The following is a 26,747-nucleotide window of genomic DNA, read 5'->3' as shown; positions in this document are numbered from 1 at the left end:
AGCGATTTTGGCTTTTGTTTTGTTGCCGTATCGCGTCGACTTGTATATAATACCATGTGACCCGCATTATGTCAACACCTTTTTTGTTACTTTTTTAACATTTTTTCGTGACACACTAGGATTCGTGGAAAAGCAACCATGCTTGTTCATCGCTTTTATCAGCCTCATAATTTCTTCAAAAAATCTCAAAAAAAGTTAAATTTCCTGCCGAAAAACGGTAAAATCTGCGTAAAAAAATCACGTTTTACCGAAAAATTTTCCGGATTTTTTTATTTCTCCGGTGCAGATTTCTTTCTCATTTCTCCGCTCCATTTTGCACAATTGGGTGAAGCAAATTAAAAAATGCGCTCTGCTTTCGCAGAGCGCACTAGTAAAAAGCTATTATTTTTCGTAAGTGAAATTGTTGATATGCGGACGCAGGTCCTCGCCTTCCTGTGCTTCGGCAGACAGAACAGCCTGAACAATGATAGCATTCTCCAGACGTTTCTTTTGCAGACGACAGCCATACTCATACGGCTTGGTAATATCGCCGTTAATTAAATCCGCATTGGCGTGGCAGCCACCGCTGCAGAAGAAGCGTGCCCAGCATTTGCTGCACTCCGGCTTAGTAAGAACATGGGTATGACGGAACTTCTGCACCATTTCAGGTGTAACAATACCGGTATCCAGGGTACCCATCTTATATTGTTCACGGCCTACAAACTGATGGCACGGATAAATATCGCCATCAGCAGTAATGCAATAGTATTCATGACCGGCGCCGCAGCCAGCCAGACGCTTAGCAACACACGGACCATTATCAAGTGCTACATTGAAATGGAAAAAGTCAAAGGGATTGCCTTCACGACGACGCTCCAGATATGCACGAGCCAGCTTATCGTATTCATCGAAAATTACCGGCAGATCTTCCTCGGTCAATACCCAGGGTTCATCAATGCCTACTACGGGCTCTACGGAAATCTCCTTGCCAACCTTGGTCATATCCAGCACATCCTCACAGAAGTGGGTGCTGAAATGGGTATAGGTTCCGCGCAGATAGTAGTTTTTACCCTCGCGGCTGTCGATTACCTTCTTAAAGCCACGCACTGCTGCATCATAGCTGCCGGCTTTATTCGGGAACGGACGCATAGCGTCATGAGTTTCCTTCTTGCCATCCAGGCTCAGAACCAGCATAACACGGTTATCGTTAAGGAATTTAATATTATCATCATTTAAAAGAGTACCGTTAGTAGTCAGCGTCAGCTTGATATTCTTGCCGGTTTCTTTTTCACGACGGCGTACATATTCGGTGATATGCACAACAACCGGCCAGTTCATCAGCGGTTCACCGCCGAACATATCCAGCTCCAGGTTATGGCGCTTCTTACTGCCTTCAATAGCAAACTCGATAGCCTTTTCTGCAGTCTCCTTGCTCATGAGCTGACGGCAGCCACCAAAAGAACCGGTGTCAGCAAAACAGTAACCGCAACGCAGATTGCAGTCATGAGTTACAAGCAGGCACAGGGATTTTACAATCGGCTTTTCTGCAAAAGTCGACGGTACATCAAAGGAAGGGCTGAAAAGCAGACCTTCATCCTGCAGGCCGTGCATTTCTTCCAATGCATCGCGCAAATCCTCTTCGCTGTATTTATCCTTCAAAGCAGCCATAGCCTCAGCATCGTTGCTGCCATCATAATAATCGAGTAAATCGTAAATAACATCGTCTACAAGATGAACGGCACCGCTGTTGATATCCAGCACAGCCATATTATCATCAAGACGCATTTTATGTATCAGCATGTATTCCAACCTTTCTTTTTGCATAGATAGTAAAACAGCCCCCTGCACCAGACAGGGAGCTGCATTAAGCTCAGATATTATTTGCAGTGTTCGCAAACCTGGTTGCCAACGGTGCAGGAAGTTTTGCAAGCGGATTGGCAGGAAGCCGGGCACTCGCCGCAGCCACCGGTACGCAGAGTTTTGTTCAGCATTGCTTTATTAACAGTTTTGATGTGTTTACGCATAACGATTACCTCCAAAAAAATATATTATTACTTGTTTTATTTTACCTTGTTTTTGCCTATTTTGCAAGGATTTTTTTAAATTGCTCATTTACAAATACTATTTCGCGACCTATATTCTTCCATTGCATTATCTGTTTTTATTATAGCCTATTCATACGCTTTTATCCATACAACACCAGTCAGAAAATCATTGCAACACGCGGATAGAAATAATTTAATATTATTTTCTGCTATTTGCTACCCAACCTCAATAATGTATAGTCATGCATTCATAGTAAAATTTCATTGTATATGCTAGAATATTCTTAGTACTTATATAGGAGGTCTGCTTGCTATGAAAATAACACGTATTTTAATCCTTCTGAGCGCTGCCGCCATGCTGACGTATGGTATCTGCAACAGAGAATATCTTGCCGTCTGGCGCAAGGCAGCGACAATTTGTCTGGAGTGTATCGGCATTGGTTAAACGTAAGCTTGTACAAATTTGCACCGCCCTCCTATATAACGGCAATTTTGCAGGCTTTACCACCGGCAATATCTGGAAGGGCAGCAGCAAGAATATCTGTCTGCCAGGTTTAAACTGCTATTCCTGCCCCGGAGCCTTGGGCGCCTGCCCGCTTGGTTCGCTGCAAAGCTCGCTCAGCGGTGTATTTTTGCGCATTCCCTTCTATGTGCTGGGCTTCATTCTGCTCTTTGCATTAATCTTTGCGCGTCTTATCTGCGGCTGGGGCTGTCCCTTCGGCCTCGTGCAGGAATTGCTCTACAAAATTCCTACGCCTAAGCTGCAGCGCAACCGTTTTACCTATCTGCTCAGCTACCTGAAATATTTTATCGCGCTGATTTTTCTCATCATTTTACCCTTGGCCTTTTATCAGTTCACCGGCAGCGGCGTACCGGCCTTCTGTAAATTTATCTGCCCAGCAGGTACTTTGGAGGCTGCTCTGCCTCTGGCATTTTTCAAGCCGCAGATTCGTGAGCTTTTGGGCCAGCTGTTTATCTGGAAGTTGACACTGCTGTGTCTTACCGTACTGGCAGCCATCTTCATCTATCGCCCCTTCTGCCGCTTCATCTGCCCTTTAGGCGCTATTTACGGACTGTTTAATAAAATCTCCCTCTTTGGCATGAAGGTTAACCACGTCAAGTGCATCAACTGCAACCTCTGTATGGAGCATTGCAAGATGGATTGCCGTCATGTAGGCGACAGCGAATGCATTGCCTGCGGTGAATGCCGCAAGGTCTGCCCGGTAAAGGCAATTTCTCTCGGCAAAAAATTTTAATTTATATACACTTTTTTCTCTTATTCTTATAAGGAGGTCAACATGAAAAAAATCCTGCTCACCTTATCTATGACTGCGCTACTATTATTTACCGCAGGCTGCAGCTGTCCTTTCTCCGATAAAACTGCCGACAGCAAACCGCAGATGAACACCGCTGCTGCCTCAGCTGCCGAAACCGCACCCGATTTCAGCTACAAAGAGTTAGGCAGCGGCAAAACCATGCGCCTGAGTGACTTAAAGGGCAAGCCTGTCTTTATCAATTTCTGGGCGACCTGGTGCCCTCCCTGTGTCGGCGAGCTGCCGCATATTGAAAAGAAATACGCCGAATACAAAGACAAAATGCATTTTGTTATTCTCAGCGTAGATGATAACGAACAGGATCCTGCACGTTTCATACAAAGCAAGGGCTACACCTTCCCCGCTGCCTACGGCGATCATCAGGAACTCGGACGAGCCTACGGCATTGACGCTATTCCGGCATCCTACATCATCAGCGCCGACGGACATATAATTACACGCATCGTCGGCAGCATGAACGAGTCTTCCCTAGATGCCTTCCTGCAGAAGGCCTTCTAAAAGCATATTAAAAGCGAAAAGCAGTCCCGCAACCTTTTTATAAGATTGCAAGGACTGCTTTTTTATGCCTTCAGCCAGATACCGGCCTTATACCCGCGCACACCCAGCATTGCCGCACCAATGCAGAGCACAACATCAGGAATAACCTGCAGAATACCGCAGTACCAGATAACTGCCCACACGGAAATCGGTGCATTGATTATATAATTGGATACTACATAGAACCACACGAGTCCAAACAAATAAACAATTACCATACCAACAAGATTTGCTTCCAACAGGCTACGGAAATTAATTTGCTTAGCCTTGCGTGCCCAGGCTCCGTTTACCCAAGCCTGCACGATAAAGCCAAGCAGATATCCGAAAGTCGGCTGCGCTATATATCCCGGGCCGCCGCCTGATGCAAAAACAGGAATGCCGACCAGACCCATGACAACATAAGTGCTGACGGCAATCGCACCCAGACGCGGTCCGAGCAGCAACCCGGCCAATAAAGTAAACAAGAACTGCAGTGTATAGACATCGGTGCCTACCGGAATTTTAATAAATGTTCCCACATTAATAAGCGCAATAAACAATGCGCATAAAATCAGTTCCTTAGTACTCAAATGCATATTTTACGCCTCCAAAGCTTCTGTAACCTCTGTTACAGTTCATAGTTTATAGGATACGCCAGTTTTTATTTATTGTCAACCTATTTTATTTTTACGGTTAACATTACTTGCAAAAGAAAAGGGAGACAACCGCCTCCCTAAATATTCCTTAGCGCACAAATATGTCGCGTACAATATTGATATCAATGCCCTTGGTCTGCAAAAAGCCAAAGAAATATGCATGCTCCAGGCGTTTCTTAAAGCCTTCAAGTCCGTTACCGTCATCGGCAACGGTTACGCGGTACATTTCGAAAGGTGCCTTTTGATACGTAGCCGCCGTATTGACACCTACATGACCAGTCAGCGCCCTGTAAAAGCCATATTTTTTCGCTGCGGCGATAACCCTGTCATTATAGCTGCCGTTAGGATAAGCCAAAGTACGCACAATATATCCGTCGAATTTCTTCTTCAGCCAATAACGTGACGTATCCGTTTCCCACACCAAATATTTTTCATCGATAGCAGCCAACGGATTATGGCTGTAGGTATGCGAACCAAGCTCCATACCGGCAGCAATAAGCTCCTTGATTTCCTGCTCATTCATATGCAGCTCATCGCCGATGTCTCTATTGATGACAAAGAAAGAACCTTTGGCATCATATTTCTGCAATAACGGCAGCACTACACTGTGATTATTCTTATAGCCATCATCAAAGCTCAAGGCAACATACTTATCTACACTTTTTCCCTGCTGCAGACGCTCTGCCAGCTCTGCTACCGTCACAATCGTGTAGCCCTGCTCCTTCAGGTACTGCAAATGTGCTTCAAACAGCTCCGGCTTCATAATCAGCGTTTTAGGCCAGTCTGCGCCTTCTTCCGTACCGACAGCGTGATACATCAGTACCGGTGCACCAGTTTTCCTAAAGGCAGCATATTCCTGCTGCCAACGCTCGCCGTTAAGCTTCCATGCAACACCTGCAGCCGCCAAAAGTACGACAACCAGCGCCAGGAATACTAAGCATACTTTCTTAATCATTTATCTGCTTTCTCCAATTCCATACCTAAACCGACTGCAATATCCTGCAGCTTCTTCAAACGGTGGTTGATGCCTGATTTACCCAAACCACCGGAGTATTCCACCAAATCATTTAACGATACATCCGGATACTGCAGCCGCAGACGCGCCGTATCCTGCAATCCCTGAGGCAGCTCGCTCAAGCCCATATGCTCATCAATATAATGAATGCAGCTTACCTGACGCACAGCAGCCTTAACTACCTTGTTCAGGTTCGCAGTTTCGCAATTAACTGCTCTGTTGACATTATTGCGCATTTCCTTGACAATGCGGACATTTTCCAGCTCCATCATCGCATTATGCGCACCGATAACACTCAGGAAATTGATAATGCTTTCGCCATCCTTCAGATAAACAATATACTCGTTTTTTCTGTCGGTCAGCTTGGCCTTCAAGGAAAAGCTCTGCATAACCTTAATAATCGTATGAGCAAAATCCTCGTTGCCTGTCACCATCTCCAGATGGTAATCGCTGGCCGGACGACTGATACTGCCGCCACCCAAAAAAGCTCCGCGCAAAAAGGTGCGCTTGCCTTCGTGATGCGAAAGCAGCGGATTTTTCAAATCGCCCTCTACACTCAGCAGCTGCAGCTCGTTCAACGCCTTGCTTACCTGCGGTGCCGGCACTACATGTACCTGATAACGGTTATTCTTCTTCAAACGGCGTGAACGGGTAATAACTACCTCCGTCTGCACCTGATAATTGCTCTTCAGCAGCTGCAGTACACGTCTGGCCAAAGCAGCATTTTCAGTAGAAAAATGAATACCTATATTCATACCGCGGATGACAATCGCACCGCTCATACGCAAAAGACCGAGCAGCTCTGCTTTATCACCGGTCGCATCATTAGTTTCTATACGAGATAATTCATTTTTTACATCATTGGAAAAAGACAAGCAGACTCCTCCCTTCTCAGCCGACAAGGCTGCAGCGTCTGTTTTTATTTCTGTTTATACAGCTTCTTCATGCCCGCACGCATAAAGAAATAATCGAAAAACTGCATACCGCGCCCAAAAAGACGCAGACGATAAATCAAAGCAATAAGTACACGCGCTAATTTACGCGGATCATGACGCACCAAATCATCCTTGCTTATCAAGCGTGCCGGCACAACCGTAATTCCCAGACTGCGGATTTTATCAATATCCGGCGTAATAGGACGCGAGCCTTCAGCATCATACTGACGCAGCTGCTCCGACGTAACATCCTGAGAATTTACAATAGCGTAATCCAAGAACTGTGTACCGACATGCTCAACCAACGCCTGCACATGGTCATAAGCACCGTAGCCGTCGGTTTCGCCGGGCTGTGTCATAACATTGCAGATGTAAATTTTAACTGCCTTCGAGCGTACAACAGCATCACGGATTCCCTCAACCAGCAGGTTAGGAATAACACTGGTATACAGGCTGCCCGGTCCGAAAATAAGCACATCGGCATTTAAAATAGCATCAATAGCGCCGTTGGCTGCCTGTGCATCCGACGGCAGCATCATCATCTTCTTAATATGCTTGCGCACCTTGGGAATCTCTGATTCGCCTGTCACAACACTGCCGTCAGTCATCCGCGCCTGCAGACGGATATCCTCCAGCGTAGACGGAATAACCCTGCCGCGTACCTTCAGAATCTGGCTCGTAGCATTGAGTCCGGCCTCCATGCCACCTTCAGCCTGTGCCATCGCCGCAATAAACAGATTGCCGAAGCAATGCCCTGCAAGCGGGGAATCGCCCTGAAAGCGGTACTGCATCAAACGTTCCATCAATGGCTCGCGGTCAGCCAGAGCCGTCAGGCAGTTACGCAAATCACCGGGCGGAATAATACCCAGCTCCTTGCGCAGACGTCCGGAAGAACCGCCGTCATCAGCAGTTGTTACTACGGCCGTACAGTTATTAGTAATATACTTCATGCCGCGCAGCAGCGTCGACAAACCGGTACCGCCGCCGACAACGGTAATGGCAGGGCCACGTGTCAGCTTGCGCTGCATAAAAATCGTTTCCATCAATGAACCGTTTTTGTCGGGCACTACAACAGATACTACCGAACTGATTAAGCGGCGTGTTCCGTACACCATAATAGCAAAGCCCACGATAAGAAAGCCCACGCCCATCGTCATAATCAGGCCGTTTGAATAGCGTCCTGTTGTCAGATAGGTCATCTGGAAGAGCAGTTCTTCTGCCTTGCCCATCAGCTGATAATTAAAAAACAAAGCCAGTCCCAAAGCACATAAAAGTACACCTACCGCAAAAAGCAGCAGCCAGCGCTTCAAATTAATGCCGGGACACAGCCAACTAATCCAACCCATTAGGCTCCTCCCTTACTTTCTGTGAGGAATATCACGATGTGTCACATCAACGCTGTAACCCTTTTCGCGCAGATATTCGTACAATTTATTGGCAATGAAAACGCTGCGGTGCTGTCCGCCTGTGCAGCCTACGCTGATAACAAGCTGTGCCTTGCCTTCGTTAATATATTGCGGTACAAGAAAATCAAGCAGCTGCTCCTCCAGCTTAAGATACTGGAAGGTCTGCGGATAGCGGCAGATAAAATCCGCTACCGGGCGGTCATTGCCAGTCATATTGCGCAGCTCTTCAACATAAAACGGATTCGGCAAAAAGCGTACATCAAGCACCAAGTCACTGTCCAGCGGCAGACCATGCTTGAAGCCGAACGAACGCACAACAATGCCCATACGCTCTTTAGAAGAGCCCTCGCCAAACATTTCCGTTACCTTAGCCTTCAGCTGTGCCGTTGTCAGCGTCGAGGTATCAATAATATGCGTAGCCTTTTCGCGCAGCGGATCAAGCAATTCACGCTCACAGGTAATATTCTTCAGCAAGGTATTGCGCTCACCCAAGGGATGACGACGACGCGTTTCCTTGTAACGGCGCACCAGTGTCGCATCGGAAGCATCCAAAAACAGCAGCTCATATTTTTGGCCGCTGGCCTCCATCTCATCCAAAACCTGCAGCAGCTTATCAAAAAAGCGTCCGCCACGGATATCAACAACAAGAGCTACTTTTTCTTCCGAGGTCTGACGGCACAGCTCCGCAAACTTAGGAATCAAGGTTGCCGGCAAATTGTCAATGCAAAAGAAATTTAAATCCTCCAGGGTACGCACAACCTGCGTTTTGCCTGCACCGGACATACCGGTAATAATAAGAAAGTGTGACTGCATTTTGCTTCACCTCTTGAAAGTCATTAGTAAATTATATTATATCATAAAATTTGCCGTAGAGGGCAGTGCGTCCGCAAATAAATGATGGATTGATGATGCGGAAGACGGTGCGTTATCACGCACGCATAAAAAAATAAGCAGACTGGTCGCAACTCCAGTCTGCTTATCTTTTTGAGATTTTAAGGTGTAAGATTTATATTAAAAATTCATGGAAAACTAATTAATCAAGATTCGGCATGCTGCGCGGACGATCAAGATCCTTGAGCATCTGCATATCGCGGTCAGTACCGCGACCGGCAGTAGTCAGATAACCGCCGATCATAATGCCGCTTGCACCGCCATTGAGTGCCAGTGCCTGCAGGTCACGCAGGTTTACTTCGCGACCGCCTGCGGTACGGATTTGTGCCTTCGGCAGAACAAAACGGAAAACAGCAAACGCACGCAGGATTTCCAGCGGCGGCAGCGGTTTGTTGTTTTCAAACGGAGTGCCCGGAATCGGAGTCAGCATATTCAGAGGTACACTGTCAATACCAAGCTCCTTCAGAGTGAAGGCCCATTCAACACGCTGCTCGCGTGTTTCGCCAAGGCCTAAAATGCCACCGCTGCAAACACGCAGGCCGGCAGCCTGTGCATTTTTGATGGTAACAAATTTATCAGCATAGGTATGAGTGCTGCAGATATTCGGGAAATTGCTGCCTGCGGTTTCCAGATTGGAATGATAGCGGGTTACACCTGCTTTGCGCAGCTCTTTTGCCTGCTCTACAGTCAAAATGCCCAAAGAAGCGCAAACTTCAATGTGCAGTTCTTCTTTAATACGTTTCAGGGTACGGCAGATATTTTCAAAGTCATCGGCCTTGCTCTGTCCGCGACCGCTGGTAACGATGGAGAAGCGTACAGCGCCTGCTTCCTTAGCTTTTTTTGCTGCATTGAAGATTTCCTCTTCGCTCAGCAGACCGTATTCCTTAACACCGGTATGATAATGTGCGGATTGTGCGCAGAACTTGCAGTTCTCGCTGCATTTACCGCTGCGGCCGTTGATGATTGCACAGCAGTCAACAGCATCGCCGGCATATTTTTGGCGAATCTTATCAGCCATGGCCAAAAGCAGCATGGTGTCGTCATCGCTCACGTTAATCAAAAATTCAGCTTCTTCTTTAGTAATATCCTGACCGTTTAAAACCTTCTCGGCCAGTGCAATAATCTTTTGCATTGTAATTCACATCCCTAACCTTAGTAGTTAACTGACGTTATTCGTTGGTTAACTGTATCTATTATATAGCAGAATTCCGCTTGCGTCAACCGTTAATTTGCAGAAGTTAACTTCAATATAACAAAAAGCACGCCATGCCGCGAGCCAAAGCTCACAGCGCAGCGCGCTACTAAAGCAAATATCAGCGGATACCGGCTATACCCAAAATCAAGCCCAAAACACCGCTCATGCACAGTGTACGGATAACGCTTACCTTATGACGGATACACCACAGGGAAATCGGCAGCACGATACAGCCAAGCAAATCCACCTTGGTAAAATCCTTCGGCAGTGTTTCAGTATTCCACAGCGCCAGCATTACAAAGCTCAATCCGGCAGAGCAGATGAGTGCCACAACCGCAGGACGCAGGCCGTTCAGAATACCGCGAATCGGACCGATATCGCCATATTTAAAGAATAATTTTGCGAGTGCCAGTACAATGAACACCGACGGAAAAACAAACCCCACAGTTGCAGCAATAGCACCGGGCAAGCCTGCAACCTTTGTACCGACGAACGTCGCTGCATTGATACCGATAGGACCCGGTGTCATCTGCGAAATAGTAAAAATATCAATAAACTGCGGCATAGTCATCCAAGCATGATTTTCAATAACCTCCGCCTGAATCAACGGCATAGAAGCATAACCGCCGCCGACGCAGAAGGCACCAACCTTGACAAAGCTCCAGAAAAGCTCCCAATAAATATACATCTTGCTACCTCCTTACGCGTACTTTTTGTCACGCAGCAGGAAGAAGCCGATAATAGCATCCACAACGACTGCATACATCAGATTTACATTAAAGAAATAATTGGCAATAAAGGTACCGACAATAATCAAAAGCGGTAGTGCAAATTTTTTCTTCAGCTCTTTTTTGAGCAGGTCGATTGCAACGTTAATAATAATAGCCGTCGCACCGCACTGCATGCCCTTCAAAACCAGCTGAATATATTGGTTATGCGCAAAGACATCATAAGCATAGGAAATAACGCTCAGGGTAATCAGCGGCGGCAGAATAGTTGCCAGCAAAGCAGTAAGCGTACCGCGGATACCGCCAAGCTTGTAGCCCATGCTGATTGCCGCATTGGCTGCCACAACACCCGGCGCAGACTGCGCAATCGCCACAAGGTTCAGTGCTTCCTTATCATCCATCCATTTATACTCATCAACAAATTTGGCCTTCAACAGCGGAATGATTACAAAACCACCGCCAATAGTAAAGGCACTAATTATAAAGGTTGATTTGAACAGCTTCCAGTAAAAATCTTTTTCGGCTGCAGCTTCACCCATTATCAACAGCTCCTTCTGTCTATAGAATGAAACTATTATAGCATATTTGCCAGTAAAAAAACATAATTAGAATACACTAATGCCAGTAAAATTTTTTACTGCAGCTTTTATGTAACAAAAAAAGCACACCCTGCTACCAAATCAGTAACAGAGTGTGCTATCTATAGCCTACTCAAGCTATATTATACAGTTTTGACATCCGGTCTGCAGCTTACATCATACCGGGCATGCCGCCGCCCATCGGAGGCATTGCCGGCATAGCAGCGCCTTCCTTAGCAGGTTTGTCAGCTACGATGGATTCAGTGGTCAGAACCATAGAAGCGATGCTTGCAGCATTTTGCAGTGCGCTTCTGGTAACCTTAGTCGGGTCAACGATACCAGCTTCAATCATGTCAACATACTCTTCGGTCAGAGCATTGAAGCCATAGCCTTTGCGGCTGCGTTTGATTGTATCAACGATAACAGCGCCTTCCAAGCCAGCGTTGTAAGCGATTTGACGAACAGGCTCTTCAATAGCGCGTTTAACGATTTCTACGCCGGTCTTCTCATCGCCGGTAGCTTTGATTTTTGCCAGAGCAGGCTGTACTTGCAGCAGAGCAGTACCGCCGCCGGCAACAATACCTTCGGCAACAGCAGCGCGGGTAGCGTTCAGAGCATCTTCAATGCGCAGTTTTTTATCTTTCAGCTCAACTTCGGTAGCAGCGCCGACTTTGATAACAGCTACGCCACCGGCCAGTTTAGCCAGACGTTCTTGCAGTTTCTCTTTATCGAAATCAGAAGTGGTTTCCGGAATTTGTGCACGGATTTGAGCAACACGTGCAGCAATAGCATCTTTATCACCCAGGCCATCAACGATAGTAGTCAATTCTTTGGTTACACGAACCTGACCTGCGCGGCCAAGGTCTGCCATGCTTGCGCTGTCCAGTTTACGGCCAACTTCTTCACTGATAACGGTTGCACCGGTCAGAGTAGCGATATCCTGCAGCATTGCTTTACGACGGTCGCCGAAGCCAGGAGCTTTAACAGCAACAGCCTTGAAGGTGCCACGCAGTTTGTTAACAACCAGGGTTGCCAGTGCTTCGCCTTCAACATCTTCAGCGATGATTAAGAGTTCGCCGCCGTTTTGAACAACTTTTTCCAGAACCGGCATAATGTCGGCAATCATGGTGATTTTTCTATCAGTAATGAATACGTACGGATTGCTCAGTACAGCTTCCATTTTATCAGCATCGGTTGCCATATACGGGGAAATGTAGCCACGGTCGAACTGCATGCCTTCAACAGTTTCCAGATGAGTTTCCATGGTCTTGGATTCTTCAACAGTGATAACACCGTCGTCGCCAACTTTTTCCATAGCGTCGGCAATCAGGTTACCGATTTCATCATCAGCTGCGGAGATAGAAGCAACTTGTGCTTTTGCAGCCTTGGTTTCAACCTTTTGGGAAACATTTTTCAGTTCGTCAACCAGTACGTCAACTGCTTTTTTGATACCTTTTTTCAGAACCATCGGGTTAGCGCCGGCAGCAACGTTGCGCATGCCTTCGTTAATCATAGCCTGTGCCAGAACGGTAGCAGTGGTGGTGCCGTCGCCAGCAACATCGTTGGTTTTGATGGATACTTCTTTAACCAGCTGTGCGCCCATGTTTTCAAACGGATCTTCCAGTTCGATATCGCGGGCAATGGTTACACCGTCATTGGTGATGGTCGGTGCGCCGAATTTCTTTTCCAGAACAACGTTACGGCCTTTAGGACCGAGGGTTACTTTTACAGCGTCAGCCAGAGCATTTACGCCACGCTCCAGACTACGACGAGCTTCTTCATTAAAGAGAATTTGTTTAGCCATTTTATATCGCTCCTTTGAAAATTCAATTACAAATTAATTACAGTTTTTATGTTACTTTTCAATTGTAGCTAAGATATCGCGTTCGCTGAGAATCAGGTAATCCTTACCTTGATGTTTAACAGGAGTTCCGCTGTATTTTGCGAAGATAACTTCATCGCCAACTTTTACTTCGGGTTTAATCAGAGTGCCGTTGTCGCTGTATTTGCCTCTGCCTACAGCCAGAACCTTGCCCTGTTGCGGTTTTTCTTTTACTGCGGTATCCGGCAGGAAAATGCCGCTGGCAGTTTTTTCTTCTACTTCTACAACCTCTACAATTACGTGATCAGCTAATGGTTTTAACATTTTTATAACCCCTTTCGAGTATTCTTACTTACGTGAGAGTAATTTGCTTCTTGGTTATTAGCACTCATTTACCCTGAGTGCTAACCACAATTCTTATTATATCCATATTAGGAAAAATTGCAAGTACTTTTTCACTGTTTTTTACAAATTTGTCGCAATTTCTGTTTCACGTCCTCAAAAATCGGCTTCAGCACTCCATTTTTTTGCTTCGCAGGCCCAAATTTTTGCTTGAGCACAAAAAAAGAGCAGTTTCCACTGCCCTTTCAGTTCATTGTTGTCTTTTGGCCGCAGCTGCAATAATGCTTTCCGCCAGCTCCTTTAAGCTTATGCGTTTTGCCATACTGAACTGCTGCATCTTACGATATGCTTCCTGCTCTGTCATTCCGTGCGCTGCCATGAGGATACCCTTGGCACGATCCAGCAGCTTACGGTTCTCCAGGCTTTCCTTCAGCTTATCAAGCTCCAAATTAAGCTTATGCATTTCCTGAAAGCGTTTGGCCGCAATCTCCATCGCCGGGAAAAGCTGTTCCTCACGTACAGGCTTAACAAGATAAGCAATAACGCCTGCATCCGATGCCTGCTCAACAATATCCTGCTGACTGTAAGCTGTAAGCAGCAATACCGGCGCAATATTATCGGCAGCAATAATTTTTGCCGCCGTAATGCCGTCCATAATCGGCATTTTAACATCCATAATAATAAAATCAGGCTTTAATTCTTTAGCCAGCTTTACTGCTTCCTGTCCGTTGGCAGCCTCGCCTACTATGTCATGACCGGCATCTGCCAGCATTTCGCGTAAATCAAGACGCAAAATAGCTTCGTCATCTGCCAATAATATTCTCAGTTTATTTAACATCTTCCAGTCCCCCCTTTGGAATTGTTACTAAAGCAAGTGTACCGCCATCATCACGATTCGTCAAGCTAAAGCTTCCCTGCAGGTCTGCTTCCGCCATGGTCTTGATAATTTTCAATCCTAAGCTTTGACGGCTGCTGTTTAAAGAAAATCCTTCCGGAAGACCTACACCGTCATCGGCAATCGATAAAACATAACGCTTGCTTTCTTCCGCAAAGCGCACCTTAAGGCTGCCACTCATGCGTCCTTCGTAAGCATGTTCTATAGTATTCTGCAATAATTCGTTGAGAATCAAAGCGATGCTTGTTGCCTTATCAGACGGCAGCTGTACAGGATCTGCTTTAAAATCGGCATGCAGGATAAATTCCGGATGCAGCATACTGCTGATAATTGCCTGATAAATTCCCTTGGCCACCTTACCGACATCTATCAGACCGGTATCCTGCTGCGAAAGATACTCATGCACAATAGCAATGCTGTTGACTCTGTTGACGCAGTCACGCAAAACTATTTTTGTTTCTTCACACTGCGCGCGACGCTCCTGCAGACGCAGCAGACTGGCGATGGTCTGCAAATTGTTCTTTACACGATGATGAATCTCTTTAATTACAACAGATTTTATCAGCAGCTCCTCGTCCTTTTTGCGCAGCTCGGTAATATCTTGCAAAATGACAATAGCACAACCGGCCTTAGGCCTAGGAATTACCGGCAGAATACGTATGGAAAGCAAAATGCCATGCATCGTAAATTCCTTGCTTTCCGCCGTACCTGTTTCCATAACCATCCCGACCAACGGCCAATTGATAGCAACATCATTAGTACGGCAGCCGACAAGATGAGAAATATCCATAACATCAAACATATGACGCGCACGATTGTTGGCAGCAACAATCACTCTGTTGGCATCCACCACCATAATGCCGTCGGAAGGCAACAGTCGCCGATAGTTGCTGTTATTGCTCACATCCTGGCGCAGATTGCACAAAAGCTCCAGCGACTGCGCAATAATAATATCATCGGGAGCAGCGCTTTCAAAGCTGACGGCACCGTAGCAATGTCCGCGGCTGTCACGCAGCGGAAAAACCTTCAGACTGTTGAACATGCCCAAAGCCCATTCACGCTTGCCGTTAACAGGCACGTTTTTCTGCAGCACACGCGCAACGAGCGGCTCTTCAACCGCACGTACACGTCGGCCAGTCATATCCGGGCGCACATTTCCTACCTGTGTCATCGGCTGCTCCTGCTTATAAACATTAAAAAACTTTTTGTTCTCTCCCGGCAGATAAATCGTCACAGCAGCATGTGCTATATCTGCCGCCAGACCGAGTACCTGTGGCATAGCTTGTAAACTGTTTCTTTGTTCTGCTGTTAAATTACTCAGCATGTTTCCCCTCTTCTTCCTGCTGTTGTCCTTTCCACAGCTTTATCTGATTAATCCACTATTTTATCCACTATATCCACAGGCTTTTCCACACCAGCAATGCGCTTATATGTGGATATTTCCCGTTTATCCACAATATCCACAGGCTTATGCACCATAAAAGACACTTGTTTAGCCTAATTTCAATGATGGATTAGCGTTCAAGTCCAATGGACTGAAGCTACCGGCCTGATACATAAAATAACCGCGGCAGGCAATCATTACAGCATTATCGGTACACAAAATCGGTGTCGGATGCACCAACTGGGCACCAATCTCCTCCATAGCCTTTGCCAGTGTGTTTTGCAAAGTTTTATTGGCAGAAACGCCGCCGGCCAGCACAATTTTATTGTAGCCTGTATGCTGCATTGCATGCACCGCTTCCTTAACCAATGCATCAACAACCGCACGCTGGAAGGATGCCGCAACATCGCTACGGTTCACCTCACGGCCTGCCTGCTGCTGGTTATGCAGATAATTGATTACGGCAGATTTTAAACCACTGAAGCTGAATTCGTAAGGCTTATCCAGACGTGCTACCGGAAAATCAATAGCATGGTCATTGCCTCCCAATGCCAAGCGCTCAATTTCAGGACCGCCGGGATAAGGCAGCCCCATAACGCGGGCAATCTTATCAAAGGCTTCACCTGCTGCGTCATCACGTGTTTGCCCCAAAAGCTCAAAGCTGTTATAGCCGGTAACCTTCAGCAGCGCCGTATGACCGCCGCTGACAACCAGCGCCATGAACGGCGGCTTCAGCTCGCTGTCTGCCAAAAAGTTGGCAAATACATGGCCTTCAAGATGGTTGACACCTATCAACGGTTTGTCCGTTGCCCAGGCCAACGCCTTGGCAGCCGAAAGACCGACAAGCAGCGCGCCGACCAGACCAGGTCCGTAGGTAACAGCAACAGCATCTATCTGCTCCATGCCGACGCCAGCCTGAGATAAAGCCTCGTCAATAACAGGCATAATATTCTCGATATGCTTACGCGAAGCAATTTCTGGCACAACACCGCCGAATTTGCGGTGAATAACGATTTGGGAGGAGATAATGTTGCTCAGTACCTCACGCCCGTTCTTTACTACGGCAGCCGCAGTTTCATCACAGCTGCTTTCAATACCTAAAATATATACATCCTTCTGCTCTTTATTCATGGCCTGCTCCTTCTTTATACAGCCACATTATAACTGCATTTTCATGATTGTCTTCGTAATAATTCGGACGAATGCCTTCGCTGGCAAAGCCACAGGTCAGATAAACTTTCTGCGCGGCAATATTTCCCTCGCGCACCTCCAGCGTCATAGCCGTAGCGCCCAGCTCCCAGGCCTTGTTTACTAAGGCTGCCGTCAGGCGCGTACCATAGCCCTGCCCACGTTCTTCATCAGCGACAGCAACCCGGGTAATCTGCGCTTCGCCTGCCACCAGCCAGAAGCCTGCATAACCGACAAGCTTGCCGGCACATTCCATTACCAGATAGGTAGTCAGCTCGTTGGCTATTTCATTACGCAGCATATTTTCATTCCAGGCATCATAAAAGGATTGTGCCTCTATGGCAACTAAAGCCGGAATATCTGCTTCCGTCATTGCTCTGAAGCTTATTGTTGCTTGTGCTTCTTCTCCCACAATTCCTCAGCCTCCGATCTTCTGATATAGTATGGCTCCAGGCCAAAAATTTTCTTATCGTTTTCTGCATCAAATTCTGCCAAGGCAGCCAAAGCAACAGAGCTGCCTTTAGGCATACGCAATGCTTCGGGTGCCACGCTGATAAAATCAGGCAGACCGTTTTTCGCAAGCTTGGTGCACTCGCCCAAAAGCAACGCAGGGGTTCCCTGCAACGCAATTCTTTCTAATGCTTTTTCCGCACTGACAACCTCAACAGGTGCAAGCTCTACAAGCTCACCGCTACGCCATTCATATAAGGCCTGATAAAAATTGCCCTTTTGCGCATCCAGCACCGGTGACAGCACCCTGCCTTCAAGCTGAATATTATAAGCCATAGCCTTTAAAGTATCAACTCCGTGCAGACAGCACTGCCAGCTGTAGGCCATAGCCTCCGCAGTTGCCAGACCGATACGTAAACCTGTAAAGGACCCGGGGCCCATGCTGACAGCCAAAAGCTCGATGTCCTGCTTTTGTACACCGGTACGCTGCAGCAGCTGGTCTAATTGCGGCAGCAGGCCTTCACTATGTGTCATCCCCATATTTATCGTATATTCAGCTAAAATTTCCTTATCACGGCATAATGCAATCGTGCACACCTTGGTGGCCGTATCAATTGCCAAAGTCAGCATCTTCTTCTACCTCCCGCAGCAGTTTTTCATATCTTTCACCCTGAGCCTGCAGCACGGCACGACGGCCTTCACCATCATGCAGCAAAGTAATCTGCAGATATTCCTCCGGCAGCTCCTCCTTAAACAGCTCAGCCCATTCAATCAATGTTACTCCATCGCCTCCGGTATATTCCTCAAAGCCGATGTCCTCCAGCTCCTCCGGACGGTTGAGGCGATATAAATCAAAATGCCTTATTTCCAGCTCACGCCCCTGATAGACATTCATAATAGCAAAGGTTGGACTGTTGACATCCTCCGCATCTGCTCCCAAGGCCACAGCAACACCGCGGCTGAGCAGTGTTTTGCCTGCGCCCAGGTCACCGCTCAGGCAGAAAACGTCACCGCTTGCTGCATGCTTGCCCAAAAGTCTTCCCAAGGCTTCTGTTGCAGCGCTGTCCTGCAAATAAATTTCCATAACCAACTCTCCTCACATTTGGCAAAAACACTTGCCATAGTAATCAATAATTTGAAAAAGCGGCACCAGACTTACCAGTACCGCTTCTTTGTTTTTACAATAAAGTTGTATTACGCGTCAGCGGATCCTCAATATCCATATGACCACTCAAGGTAATAGCCTTTTTACCTTCTATCAGAATCTGTACCCGTTTAATTTCCGGAAACTCTGTCAAGGTATTGGTAATAGCGTAGCAAAGCATCATCTCACCATAGGAGCCTTGTCCCTTCTTTGCCAGCTCGCGCGTAAAATCAGCATAGGCAGTGCCATCCTGCTCAATTTTAAGACTGCGCACCTTAGTACCGATAGGTACAACATCATCCATCTTCGCGTCCTGCGGTTTAGTAGTCACCAAAGCAATCAAAGCATTTTCCGGCAAACTTTTGCCGTTATCCTTCATCGTAATTTTTTCCGGCAGCAGCTTTTCGCTGCCATCGGAAGCTGCACGATAAACAATAAAGCTGATATCCTTTTTTTCCTGCACTGCAGCAGTTGCCGCATTCTTAGCATCCTCTTTCGGCGGAACATTTTCACTGCAACCGCTTGCTATTACTGCACACAAAAGCAGCATCAATAAAATTAGCTTTCTCATTCTTGCCGCCTCCGTATTATGCAAAATATTTTTCAATGCCTTCAGCAATCAGACGAGCCGTCTTCTTTTGGAACCATTGTCCCTTCATCAAGGTCAGCTCCTTTTCATTACTGATGAAGCACATTTCTACCAAAACTGCCGGCATACTGATACGCTTGATAACATAAAAGTTTGCCTGACGTACACCCAAATCATCTACACCGAAATTAGCAGCCAGCTTATTTTGGATATTTTGGGCTAAGCGCAAATCATTATCGGTTTTCGGATAATAGTATGTAGAAAAACCGCCAACATTTTTATTGACCGAAGAATTAATATGCAGGCTGACGAACATATCCGAATTATATTTTTCGCCTACGTTTACACGTGCCTGCAGTTCCTCTGCATCACTGGCATTAGGTCCGAATACATCAACATCGGTAGTACGCGTCATATAAACCTTGGCACCCTTATCTTCCAAAATCTCCTTAACTATTTTTGTAATAGCCAGGGTGATATTTTTTTCTTTGGTACCATCACTGCCGATAGCGCCCGGGTCGCTGCCGCCATGACCTGCATCTAAGGTAATAATTTTACCGTCAATGCCGCCGCTTGTGCGGAACCTGCCGTTTCCTTTGATTACCGCAAACTTATCAGTATCAGATTTATTAACCGGTTTATTTACTGTTGTTTCTGTTTTGGCAGCAGCAGTATTTTTCTTATTATCGTTTTTCTTTTTACTGCTGCTCTTCTTTTTGTCCGCTTTCTTATCCGCTACGGTACTTGTTTTTATAACGGTATTTTTCTTGATACTACTGTTATTTTTTGTTGGACGGTTGCTTACTACCGGTCTGTTGCTTACAACGGTGGTTGCAGCACCGGAACCGCTGTAGGAAGCCTGGCGCGGCGTAACATCAAGCACTACACGGAAGGGACGGCCTGTTGCAGGATCCTTCTTTAAGACGAAAGCCTTATAGCTTTTTTCCAGCAGGCGCTGTTTCAGCGGTACACGCACCACCGTATAGCTGCCTTTATCCACAATTTTCAAGGAATCAGCCAAAGAGCTTTTTACAGCCTTACTATGCGGCACCTGCGCTCCCTTATCGGCATTCACTGTCAGATTAAGCGTATCGCCTTCCATATCAACAGCATAGCCTGCAGTATCCGTTACATCAACAACAATACGCAGAACGTCTGCTTTATTGACACCCCATTTTACATCTGTTATCTGCGCCGCCTGAGCAACTGCGCCTAAAAGCATACAGCAGGCCAGCAGCGTCAGCAGGAAAATCTTGCGCAATAGTTCCACCTCGCAAACTTACACACTCTTACCGAAGATTTTACTTCAACAATTTATTTTAACACTAATTACAGAAGTCTGTAAACAAAATTACCGGTAAAGCATTAATTACCCTTCAAAACCTCACAGCGAGCCTCCGGCAAAAACTGCGCCAGCTCACCTGCTGCCAGCCCGATATCAATGCCGCTGATATCTGCAGCCTTTCCGTGCAGGTAAACGCCGCAAACAGCAGCCTCCTGCAAAGTAATCTCCTGCGCTGCCAGACCGGCAATGATACCTGTCAGCACATCACCGCTGCCACCTGTAGCCAAAGCACTGGAGCCTGTGCTGTTGACATAAACAGTGCCATCTGGGCAGGCAATAACGGTCGGTGCTCCCTTGAGCACCAGCACAGCATTCCATTCCTGAGCATATTGTGCGGCAATATTGATACGGTCAGCATTAATTTCACTGATTTCCTTGCCGATAAGACGTGCCATCTCACCGGGATGCGGAGTCAGCACCTTTGCTGCCTGCATCTGTGTCAGAATTTCCGTATGTCCCTGTAATGCTGTCAATGCATCCGCATCAATAACAACAGGTACCTGCACCTGCAGCAGGATATCACGCACCACCTGCTGCGTACTTTCGCTTGTACCCAAGCCGGGGCCGATTGCCAGTACATCGGCAGCATTAGCATTTTTAACTACATCGCCTGTTGCGCCGCCTCCAAGGATACCGGGCATACGCTCCAGCAGTCCGTGTACCATAACCTCCGTGAGCTTGCCTGCAAGCACATCACGGCTGCTGAGTGGAGTATAAAGCGCTACCAAGCCTGCACCGGCCTTAACTGCGGCGTAGCTGCTCAAAGCAGCAGCACCTGTGAAGCCGGGGCTGCCGGCACAGATAACAGCACGTCCTGCATCGCCCTTATGCGCATCTGCTTTACGCAGCGGCAGCAGCTCGCGCACAATATCGTCTGTCAGACGATATTTTTTGCTGGCACATTCCTCTACCATTTTTGCAGGCATACCGATATCTGCCAGCTCAATGTCACCGCAATATTCACGGCCGGGATAGAGCAAAAGGCCGGTTTTCAACAAAGCCATCGTCACGGTTTTATCCGCACGTACAGCATTTTCAGAAACAGCACCATTGTCTGCATTTACACCTGTCGGTACGTCAACAGCAACAATATATTTTTCGCTGTCATTCATCAGTCTGCAGGCACGCAGCAAATCGCCCTCAAGCTCGCCATGAAAGCCGGTTCCTGTTAAAGCATCAACCAAAATATCAGCCTTCGCAGCAGCAAGCTCAGCTACTACCCAGTCATCCTCGCCGGCAACAGCCTCTACCTTAGCATCAGTTTTTTGCAGCATTGCAAGCTCTGCCGCAGCATCACCAGTCACAGCCTCGAGTGCCTTGCCTACGACAAAAACGCGCACTCTTGCACCGTAATTTTGTAGCCAACGGGCAGCACCGAAGCCATCGCCGCCATTATTGCCGCCACCGCAAAAAACAACTACGCTTTCTCCATCCAGCTCATCTAAGCTATCATTAACAGCATCGGCAACAGCCTGCGCTGCATTATCCATCAATAAGATTCCCGGTACAGCATATTCCGCTGTCGCCAGTTGATCAAACTGTTTCATTTCCTGTACATTTACTAATTTCATTTGTCATCCTCCATTATCACATAGGCCACAGCAAAATCTCTGCTATGGCTCAGGCTGATTTGTATATTTTTTACGCCAAGCTGTCTGGACAGCATTGCAAAGTGACCGCTAAGCTGCACCAAAGGCTTTCCCAGCCCATCGTTGTCTACGGCTATTTCCTGCAGAGAGCCTTCGCGCAGACCGGTTCCCAATGCTTTCAGCACTGCTTCTTTAGCAGCAAAGCGTGCTGCAAAGCTTGCTGCCGCTTGCTGTCCTCTTCTTTGACAATAGGCAGCTTCCTCAGCAGTAAACACTCGCCGGATAAAAGATTCGCTCTTTATTGCCCGGGCAATACGTTCTATTTCAATAATATCACAGCCTACGCCTACTATCATTTGCTTTCACTCCTTCACACAGCTTCGTAACTATTATTAATTCTTGCAAGTATATCCAAAATCCTTTTTTTATTTTTGTTTTTCACAAAGATATTGCAAAATTTTAAGAGCTTCTTCTTTTACCACAGATATCGGCAAGCTTAACTTCTTCAGCATTGCAAAAATCCCCGATATCGCGCAAATACGCAATACCGGGGAAATAGTTTTTTACTAAGCTGCACTAAAATCAGAAGCAGGCAATCTGTCCGTCTGTACGCTTTTCGGTTGCACCGCACAGCACGCCATCCTCATCACGGATAATAATCTGTCCGCGGCCCATATGATACGGGTCGGGCTGAACCACAACGTTATGGCCCATACGCTGCAGCTGACGGATAATGTGGTTAGGAGTATCCTGCTCCACTTCTACAGTTTTACCGCCAATCCATTGCCATCTCGGAGCATCCAGTGCCTGCTGCGGATTCAGGCCGAAATCAATCATGTTCATAGCAACCTGAACATGAGCCTGCGGCTGCATAAAGCCACCCATAATACCAAAGGCACTCACAGCCTGACCATCTTTGGTCATGAAAGCAGGAATAATGGTATGGTACGGACGCTTGCCACCCTGCAGTGCATTCGGATGATTTTCATCAAAGGAGAAGTTCTCGGCACGGTCATTAAAGGAAATAGAAGTGCCTGGTACAACGATACCGCTGCCGAAGCCACGATAGTTGCTCTGAATCATGCTGACCATATTACCTTCGGCATCAGCAGTGCAGAAGTAAACAGTGCTACTGTAGCGCGGGTCGCCTACAACCGGCTCCAGTGCTTTATCATTAATCAGAGCACGGCGGTCTGCGGCATAGCGCTCACTCAAAAGCTGCTCGGCAGTAACCTTCATGTAGGAAGGCTCGGCAACATATTCTTTAGTATCAACAAAGCTTAGCTTCATAGCTTCGATTTGCTTGTGCATTGTTTCTACAGTATCTCGTTCGGTAAAGTTATAGCCCTTGAGAATATTCAGCGCCATAAGTACAGTAATACCATGACCGTTAGGAGGCAGCTCCCAGATATCGTAGCCGCGATAGTTAACGCTCAGCGGTTCAACCCATTCCGGTTTGTAGGCTTCAAGGTCGCTCTTGCGCAGGAAGCCGTTATGTTCTTGCATAAAAGCGTCAATCTTATCTGCCAGCTCACCTTTATAGAAAGCATCGCCATAGGTTTCGGCAATCAGGCGCAGGCTTTTAGCCATATCGGGATTCTTGAATACTTCGCCCGGCTGCAGCCAATGTCCGTTAGGCTCAAAGGTATCAAACCAGCCTTTGAATTCCGGTCTGTCTTTATATTTAGTATAGAAGCCGTCAGCCTCTTCCCACAGACGGCTCATGTTCGGAGAAACAGGATAGCCGTTTTCCGCATAGTTGATGGATGGTTCCATAACAGTTTTGATAGGCAGCTTGCCAAACTTTTTGTGAATTTCCATCCACGCACCTACAGCACCCGGAACGTTAATCGGCTCAACACCATAGGGAGGAATTTTATCAAAGCCACGTTCCTTCAAAGCTGCGATAGAAGCAGCCATCGGAGCCGGACCGCTGCCGTTAATACCATACAGCTTACCCTTATACCAGATAAGTGCAAAGCAGTCACTGCCCAAGCCATTACCGGTAGGCTCAACTACAGGCTGACAGGTTGCAACGGTAATAGCAGCATCAATTGCGTTACCGCCCTTAAGCAAGGTTTGCAGACCTGCGGAAGCAGCGGTAGGATTACCTACGCATACCATACCGTTTTTAGCATAAACAACACTACGTTTAGAAGCATACGGATAATTTTGTGCATCAAATTTAAACATTACTATTCTCCTTTACCAACTTACAGGAATTTCTCCAAAATACCGGCAGTAATTACCGAGAAGGTAGTAACGGTAGCAAAACCGCCTACAAGATATTTCGGCATAATGGCATCGTTGACAACCTGCCTTTCCTCTTCCGTTTCACCTGTAGCAATCGCAATTTCGTTTGCTACCAGATAGGTTGCCGGGAAGCCCAAAAGCTGCATTACAGCTACACCCATAGCCAGGTTTCTATTGCCCAGGATTTTCCACAGCGGCAGAATATAGAAGAACAGGAAAAGTACAACAAATACTACGATAAATACCATAATGGTATTAAAGCTCAGTACAAGCAAATCGCTGACTTTAATTTTTGCCAGAGAAGGAATAATTACCGCAAATACACCAACGTTAAAGATACCAGAGGATTTTGCATGATCCAGGATTTTCGGTGGAACAAGGCCGGTGCTGCCCATTACGGCACCTAAAATCAAAGCCCAGATGGTAGCGCTCAGGCCGGTATATTTACCGATAACAAATGCCAGCCAGCTGAATAAGGCTGCAATAGTCAGTGAAGCAAAAGGACCGTAGAATTTTTTGTGTTTTTCAAAGAAGGTTTCTTTAGGAGCTGCACCGCCATGCACCTCTTCCTTCGGTGCATAAGGATTAACACCGGTACGACGGAACTCCGCCAATGCTTCCTTAGCAGCACGCAGTCCAAAGTAAGAAGCAACAGGAGTACCAAAGAATTTTTGCACAGCGTATAAAACAGTACCCAAAGCAGCAGCCATAGCAAAGCCTTTATCCATAGCAGCGCTGGTCATAATCTGGGTAGCAACGATACCGCCGTTAATAACAGGAATGCTGACAATAGTTTCCTGATAACCGATTACCGGAATCAGCACAACACTGCCGGCAATCAAAACAATCATGGATAAAACAGCAACTGCAACTGTGCGCCATTCAGCAATCAGCTGCTTAATATTCAGGCTGGTACCCATGCTGAATACTACGAAAATCAAAGACCATTTACCAATGTCGGTAAGACCGGCGAGCTTAATAATATCCGGCGGCAGAACACCTGTCATAAAACCAACAAGGAAAAGCATCAGGCTGACAAATACAGCAGATACCTTTGCCTTTGTCGCAACGCCTAAAACGTCACCAATGCCAAAAAGCAACAGGCAGATGAATAAATAAAAAAACATACTTGTAAACAAAACAATACCCCTTTCAAAACATATATACTATTTCAGTCCGAAAATAGACCGATTTATTATAGTATATATGTTTCATAGGTTTTTGACAAGCTAAAATTACATTTTTATATAATTTTAACCACGAGCATTTTTTTATGTAAACTTATTAACATTTGAACAAAGCACAATTCCAAAATATCTGATTATGCTGTTTGATGAGGCAACTTATATTCGTAAACCGTAAATTCCTTTGAAATACCGAAATTAAAGCATCATAATCTGTGCTATTCTCACCGGCTTTGATTGCAATAACAAAATGCCAGCCAAAACGGTGTTTCACAAATAGAACCCCCACCAACACAGACAATACAAAAACTCCGCAACTGCAATAGTTGCGGAGTAATTTGTGCGATTTGTGTTTGTGATTGGTGCTTGACAGTAAACCAAAAATTAACGTTTGGAGAACTGGCTAGCTTTACGAGCTTTCTTCAAGCCGTATTTACGACGTTCTTTTTCGCGCGGGTCGCGAGTCAGGAAGCCTGCTTTTTTCAGAGCAGGACGGAATTCAGCGTCAACCTTCAGCAGAGCGCGAGCAATGCCGTGACGGATAGCACCAGCTTGGCCGGAAATGCCGCCGCCGTTTACGTTAACGAGTACGTCATATTTGCCTTTGGTTTCGGTAACTTCGAGCGGTTGGTTAACAATCAGCTCTAAGGTTTTCAGACCAAAGTATTTGTTCAATTCACGGTCGTTGATAACGATGTTGCCTTCACCCGGAACCAGGCGAACGCGAGCAACAGAAGATTTACGACGACCAGTTGCGTTATAAGTAACTACTGCCATTTATTTGTTCCCTCCCGGATATTATCTAACGTTGATTTCCATTACTTCAGGTTTTTGAGCTGCATGCGGATGTTCGCTGCCAGCATATACATGAAGTTTGGAGAAAATTTGAGCGCCGAGGCTGTTGTGCGGAATCATGCCTTTAACAGCGAGCTCTACCATTCTTACAGGGTTTTTCTTCAGCATGTCGCCAGCTTTTACATAGCTGTCACCGCCGAGATAACCGGAATGACGGAAATAGATTTTGTGAGTCAGTTTTTTGCCGGTCAGAACAACCTTATCTGCATTGATAATGATTACGTGATCACCGGTGTCCATGTGCGGGGTAAAGGTCGGTTTGTGTTTACCGCGCAGGACTTTTGCAACCTCTGCAGCCAGGCGGCCCAGAGTTTTATCAGCTGCGTCAACAACGTACCATTTGTGTTCGATGTTAGACGGATTAGCCATAAAAGATTTCATCGCTTGTGTCCCTCCTAGATATTTTCCAAATATACAGTTCGTTGCGAT

At 46.6% G+C, this 26,747-nt stretch carries 29 protein-coding genes; 3 read left to right on the top strand and 26 right to left on the bottom strand.

The window, feature by feature from the left end; translation table 11 throughout:
* Positions 1–381: 381 nt before the first annotated feature.
* Together scfB and scfA are read right to left on the bottom strand one after the other, a co-directional pair.
* Positions 382–1,779 carry a thioether cross-link-forming SCIFF peptide maturase gene (gene scfB / locus Q7Q81_RS04335; RefSeq protein ID WP_304273928.1) on the bottom strand — a complete coding sequence of 466 codons (1,398 nt, stop codon included), beginning with the start codon at positions 1,777–1,779 and terminating at the stop codon, positions 382–384.
* Between the two features lie 77 nt (positions 1,780–1,856).
* Positions 1,857–2,003: a six-cysteine ranthipeptide SCIFF gene (gene scfA, locus Q7Q81_RS04330; RefSeq protein WP_009145710.1), complete on the bottom strand. Its 147-nt coding sequence runs from the start codon at positions 2,001–2,003 to the stop codon at positions 1,857–1,859.
* 334 nt (positions 2,004–2,337) lie between these two features.
* On the opposite strand from scfA, the gene Q7Q81_RS04325 reads away from it, so the two are divergent.
* Genes Q7Q81_RS04325 through Q7Q81_RS04315 form a run of 3 tightly spaced genes read left to right on the top strand, consistent with a single transcriptional unit; the run spans position 2,338 to position 3,856 of the window.
* On the top strand, positions 2,338–2,469 hold the full coding sequence (locus Q7Q81_RS04325) for a CD1871A family CXXC motif-containing protein (protein WP_021719506.1): 132 nt from the start codon (positions 2,338–2,340) through the stop codon (positions 2,467–2,469).
* Positions 2,462–3,280, top strand: a complete 819-nt coding sequence (locus tag Q7Q81_RS04320; RefSeq protein ID WP_304273926.1) for a 4Fe-4S binding protein — start codon at positions 2,462–2,464, stop codon at positions 3,278–3,280. The genes Q7Q81_RS04325 and Q7Q81_RS04320 overlap by 8 nt, the downstream gene beginning before the upstream one ends.
* Positions 3,281–3,322: 42 nt before the next feature.
* Positions 3,323–3,856 carry a TlpA family protein disulfide reductase gene (locus Q7Q81_RS04315; RefSeq protein ID WP_304273924.1) on the top strand — a complete coding sequence of 178 codons (534 nt, stop codon included), beginning with the start codon at positions 3,323–3,325 and terminating at the stop codon, positions 3,854–3,856.
* A 62-nt stretch (positions 3,857–3,918) separates the two neighbouring features.
* On the opposite strand, the gene Q7Q81_RS04310 is transcribed toward Q7Q81_RS04315, so the two are convergent.
* From Q7Q81_RS04310 to rplM, 24 genes are all read right to left on the bottom strand, one after another.
* Complete coding sequence (locus Q7Q81_RS04310; RefSeq protein WP_304273922.1) at positions 3,919–4,470, bottom strand: biotin transporter BioY; 552 nt, start codon at positions 4,468–4,470, stop codon at positions 3,919–3,921.
* A gap of 148 nt (positions 4,471–4,618) precedes the next feature.
* The gene (locus Q7Q81_RS04305; protein ID WP_304273920.1) at positions 4,619–5,485 is read right to left on the bottom strand and encodes a polysaccharide deacetylase family protein; all 867 of its coding nucleotides are present in this window, start codon (positions 5,483–5,485) and stop codon (positions 4,619–4,621) included.
* Positions 5,482–6,420: a DNA-binding protein WhiA gene (whiA, locus tag Q7Q81_RS04300; RefSeq protein WP_293724934.1), complete on the bottom strand. Its 939-nt coding sequence runs from the start codon at positions 6,418–6,420 to the stop codon at positions 5,482–5,484. The genes Q7Q81_RS04305 and whiA overlap by 4 nt, the downstream gene beginning before the upstream one ends.
* A 44-nt stretch (positions 6,421–6,464) precedes the next feature.
* Positions 6,465–7,826 (bottom strand): gluconeogenesis factor YvcK family protein, encoded by a 1,362-nt coding sequence (locus tag Q7Q81_RS04295; RefSeq protein ID WP_304273918.1) that lies wholly within the window; start codon positions 7,824–7,826, stop codon positions 6,465–6,467.
* Between the two features lie 12 nt (positions 7,827–7,838).
* Complete coding sequence (rapZ, locus tag Q7Q81_RS04290; protein WP_009145703.1) at positions 7,839–8,699, bottom strand: RNase adapter RapZ; 861 nt, start codon at positions 8,697–8,699, stop codon at positions 7,839–7,841.
* 220 nt (positions 8,700–8,919) lie between these two features.
* A complete protein-coding gene (gene bioB / locus Q7Q81_RS04285; protein ID WP_293807617.1) occupies positions 8,920–9,909 on the bottom strand; it encodes a biotin synthase BioB in 990 nt (329 codons plus the stop codon).
* 181 nt (positions 9,910–10,090) lie between these two features.
* Complete coding sequence (locus tag Q7Q81_RS04280) at positions 10,091–10,660, bottom strand: chromate transporter (RefSeq protein ID WP_293807620.1); 570 nt, start codon at positions 10,658–10,660, stop codon at positions 10,091–10,093.
* Positions 10,661–10,672: 12 nt separating this feature from the next.
* Positions 10,673–11,239: a chromate transporter gene (locus Q7Q81_RS04275; RefSeq protein WP_303706707.1), complete on the bottom strand. Its 567-nt coding sequence runs from the start codon at positions 11,237–11,239 to the stop codon at positions 10,673–10,675.
* Positions 11,240–11,450: 211 nt separating this feature from the next.
* On the bottom strand, positions 11,451–13,082 hold the full coding sequence (gene groL, locus Q7Q81_RS04270) for a chaperonin GroEL (protein WP_009145698.1): 1,632 nt from the start codon (positions 13,080–13,082) through the stop codon (positions 11,451–11,453).
* A 51-nt stretch (positions 13,083–13,133) separates the two neighbouring features.
* Entirely contained in the window at positions 13,134–13,424 is a 291-nt protein-coding gene (gene groES / locus Q7Q81_RS04265; protein WP_210684786.1) for a co-chaperone GroES, read from the bottom strand.
* Between the two features lie 268 nt (positions 13,425–13,692).
* Positions 13,693–14,280, bottom strand: coding sequence for an ANTAR domain-containing response regulator (locus tag Q7Q81_RS04260; protein WP_304095742.1), 588 nt, complete (start codon positions 14,278–14,280; stop codon positions 13,693–13,695).
* Positions 14,270–15,661 carry a sensor histidine kinase gene (locus Q7Q81_RS04255; RefSeq protein ID WP_304262490.1) on the bottom strand — a complete coding sequence of 464 codons (1,392 nt, stop codon included), beginning with the start codon at positions 15,659–15,661 and terminating at the stop codon, positions 14,270–14,272. Before Q7Q81_RS04255 ends, Q7Q81_RS04260 begins: the two co-directional genes overlap by 11 nt.
* 168 nt (positions 15,662–15,829) lie before the next feature.
* On the bottom strand, positions 15,830–16,852 hold the full coding sequence (gene tsaD, locus Q7Q81_RS04250; protein ID WP_210684789.1) for a tRNA (adenosine(37)-N6)-threonylcarbamoyltransferase complex transferase subunit TsaD: 1,023 nt from the start codon (positions 16,850–16,852) through the stop codon (positions 15,830–15,832).
* The gene (gene rimI, locus Q7Q81_RS04245; RefSeq protein WP_293692065.1) at positions 16,845–17,321 is read right to left on the bottom strand and encodes a ribosomal protein S18-alanine N-acetyltransferase; all 477 of its coding nucleotides are present in this window, start codon (positions 17,319–17,321) and stop codon (positions 16,845–16,847) included. The genes tsaD and rimI overlap by 8 nt, the downstream gene beginning before the upstream one ends.
* The gene (tsaB, locus tag Q7Q81_RS04240) at positions 17,294–17,989 is read right to left on the bottom strand and encodes a tRNA (adenosine(37)-N6)-threonylcarbamoyltransferase complex dimerization subunit type 1 TsaB (protein WP_303706711.1); all 696 of its coding nucleotides are present in this window, start codon (positions 17,987–17,989) and stop codon (positions 17,294–17,296) included. The genes rimI and tsaB overlap by 28 nt, the downstream gene beginning before the upstream one ends.
* On the bottom strand, positions 17,970–18,443 hold the full coding sequence (tsaE, locus tag Q7Q81_RS04235; protein ID WP_304273914.1) for a tRNA (adenosine(37)-N6)-threonylcarbamoyltransferase complex ATPase subunit type 1 TsaE: 474 nt from the start codon (positions 18,441–18,443) through the stop codon (positions 17,970–17,972). The genes tsaB and tsaE overlap by 20 nt, the downstream gene beginning before the upstream one ends.
* 94 nt (positions 18,444–18,537) lie before the next feature.
* Complete coding sequence (locus tag Q7Q81_RS04230) at positions 18,538–19,074, bottom strand: GerMN domain-containing protein (RefSeq protein WP_009145689.1); 537 nt, start codon at positions 19,072–19,074, stop codon at positions 18,538–18,540.
* Positions 19,075–19,090: 16 nt separating this feature from the next.
* Positions 19,091–20,353: an N-acetylmuramoyl-L-alanine amidase family protein gene (locus Q7Q81_RS04225; protein ID WP_304273912.1), complete on the bottom strand. Its 1,263-nt coding sequence runs from the start codon at positions 20,351–20,353 to the stop codon at positions 19,091–19,093.
* A 104-nt stretch (positions 20,354–20,457) separates the two neighbouring features.
* On the bottom strand, positions 20,458–22,008 hold the full coding sequence (locus tag Q7Q81_RS04220) for an NAD(P)H-hydrate dehydratase (RefSeq protein WP_304273910.1): 1,551 nt from the start codon (positions 22,006–22,008) through the stop codon (positions 20,458–20,460).
* Positions 22,005–22,382, bottom strand: coding sequence for a holo-ACP synthase (gene acpS / locus Q7Q81_RS04215; protein ID WP_304273908.1), 378 nt, complete (start codon positions 22,380–22,382; stop codon positions 22,005–22,007). The genes Q7Q81_RS04220 and acpS overlap by 4 nt, the downstream gene beginning before the upstream one ends.
* 226 nt (positions 22,383–22,608) lie before the next feature.
* Positions 22,609–24,219 (bottom strand): gamma-glutamyltransferase, encoded by a 1,611-nt coding sequence (gene ggt, locus Q7Q81_RS04210; RefSeq protein WP_304273906.1) that lies wholly within the window; start codon positions 24,217–24,219, stop codon positions 22,609–22,611.
* A gap of 20 nt (positions 24,220–24,239) precedes the next feature.
* Positions 24,240–25,418 carry a hypothetical protein gene (locus Q7Q81_RS04205; RefSeq protein WP_304273903.1) on the bottom strand — a complete coding sequence of 393 codons (1,179 nt, stop codon included), beginning with the start codon at positions 25,416–25,418 and terminating at the stop codon, positions 24,240–24,242.
* 429 nt (positions 25,419–25,847) lie between these two features.
* Positions 25,848–26,240 carry a 30S ribosomal protein S9 gene (rpsI, locus tag Q7Q81_RS04200; RefSeq protein ID WP_009145170.1) on the bottom strand — a complete coding sequence of 131 codons (393 nt, stop codon included), beginning with the start codon at positions 26,238–26,240 and terminating at the stop codon, positions 25,848–25,850.
* A gap of 21 nt (positions 26,241–26,261) precedes the next feature.
* The gene (gene rplM, locus Q7Q81_RS04195) at positions 26,262–26,699 is read right to left on the bottom strand and encodes a 50S ribosomal protein L13 (RefSeq protein WP_021720962.1); all 438 of its coding nucleotides are present in this window, start codon (positions 26,697–26,699) and stop codon (positions 26,262–26,264) included.
* Positions 26,700–26,747: the final 48 nt, after the last annotated feature.

Origin of the sequence: Phascolarctobacterium succinatutens (genome assembly GCF_958453765.1) — a bacterium.
In the GTDB taxonomy this organism is placed as follows: domain Bacteria; phylum Bacillota; class Negativicutes; order Acidaminococcales; family Acidaminococcaceae; genus Phascolarctobacterium_A; species Phascolarctobacterium_A succinatutens_B.
The sequence above is the reverse complement of the archived record's forward strand: the minus strand, read 5'-3'. Positions and strand labels throughout refer to the sequence as shown.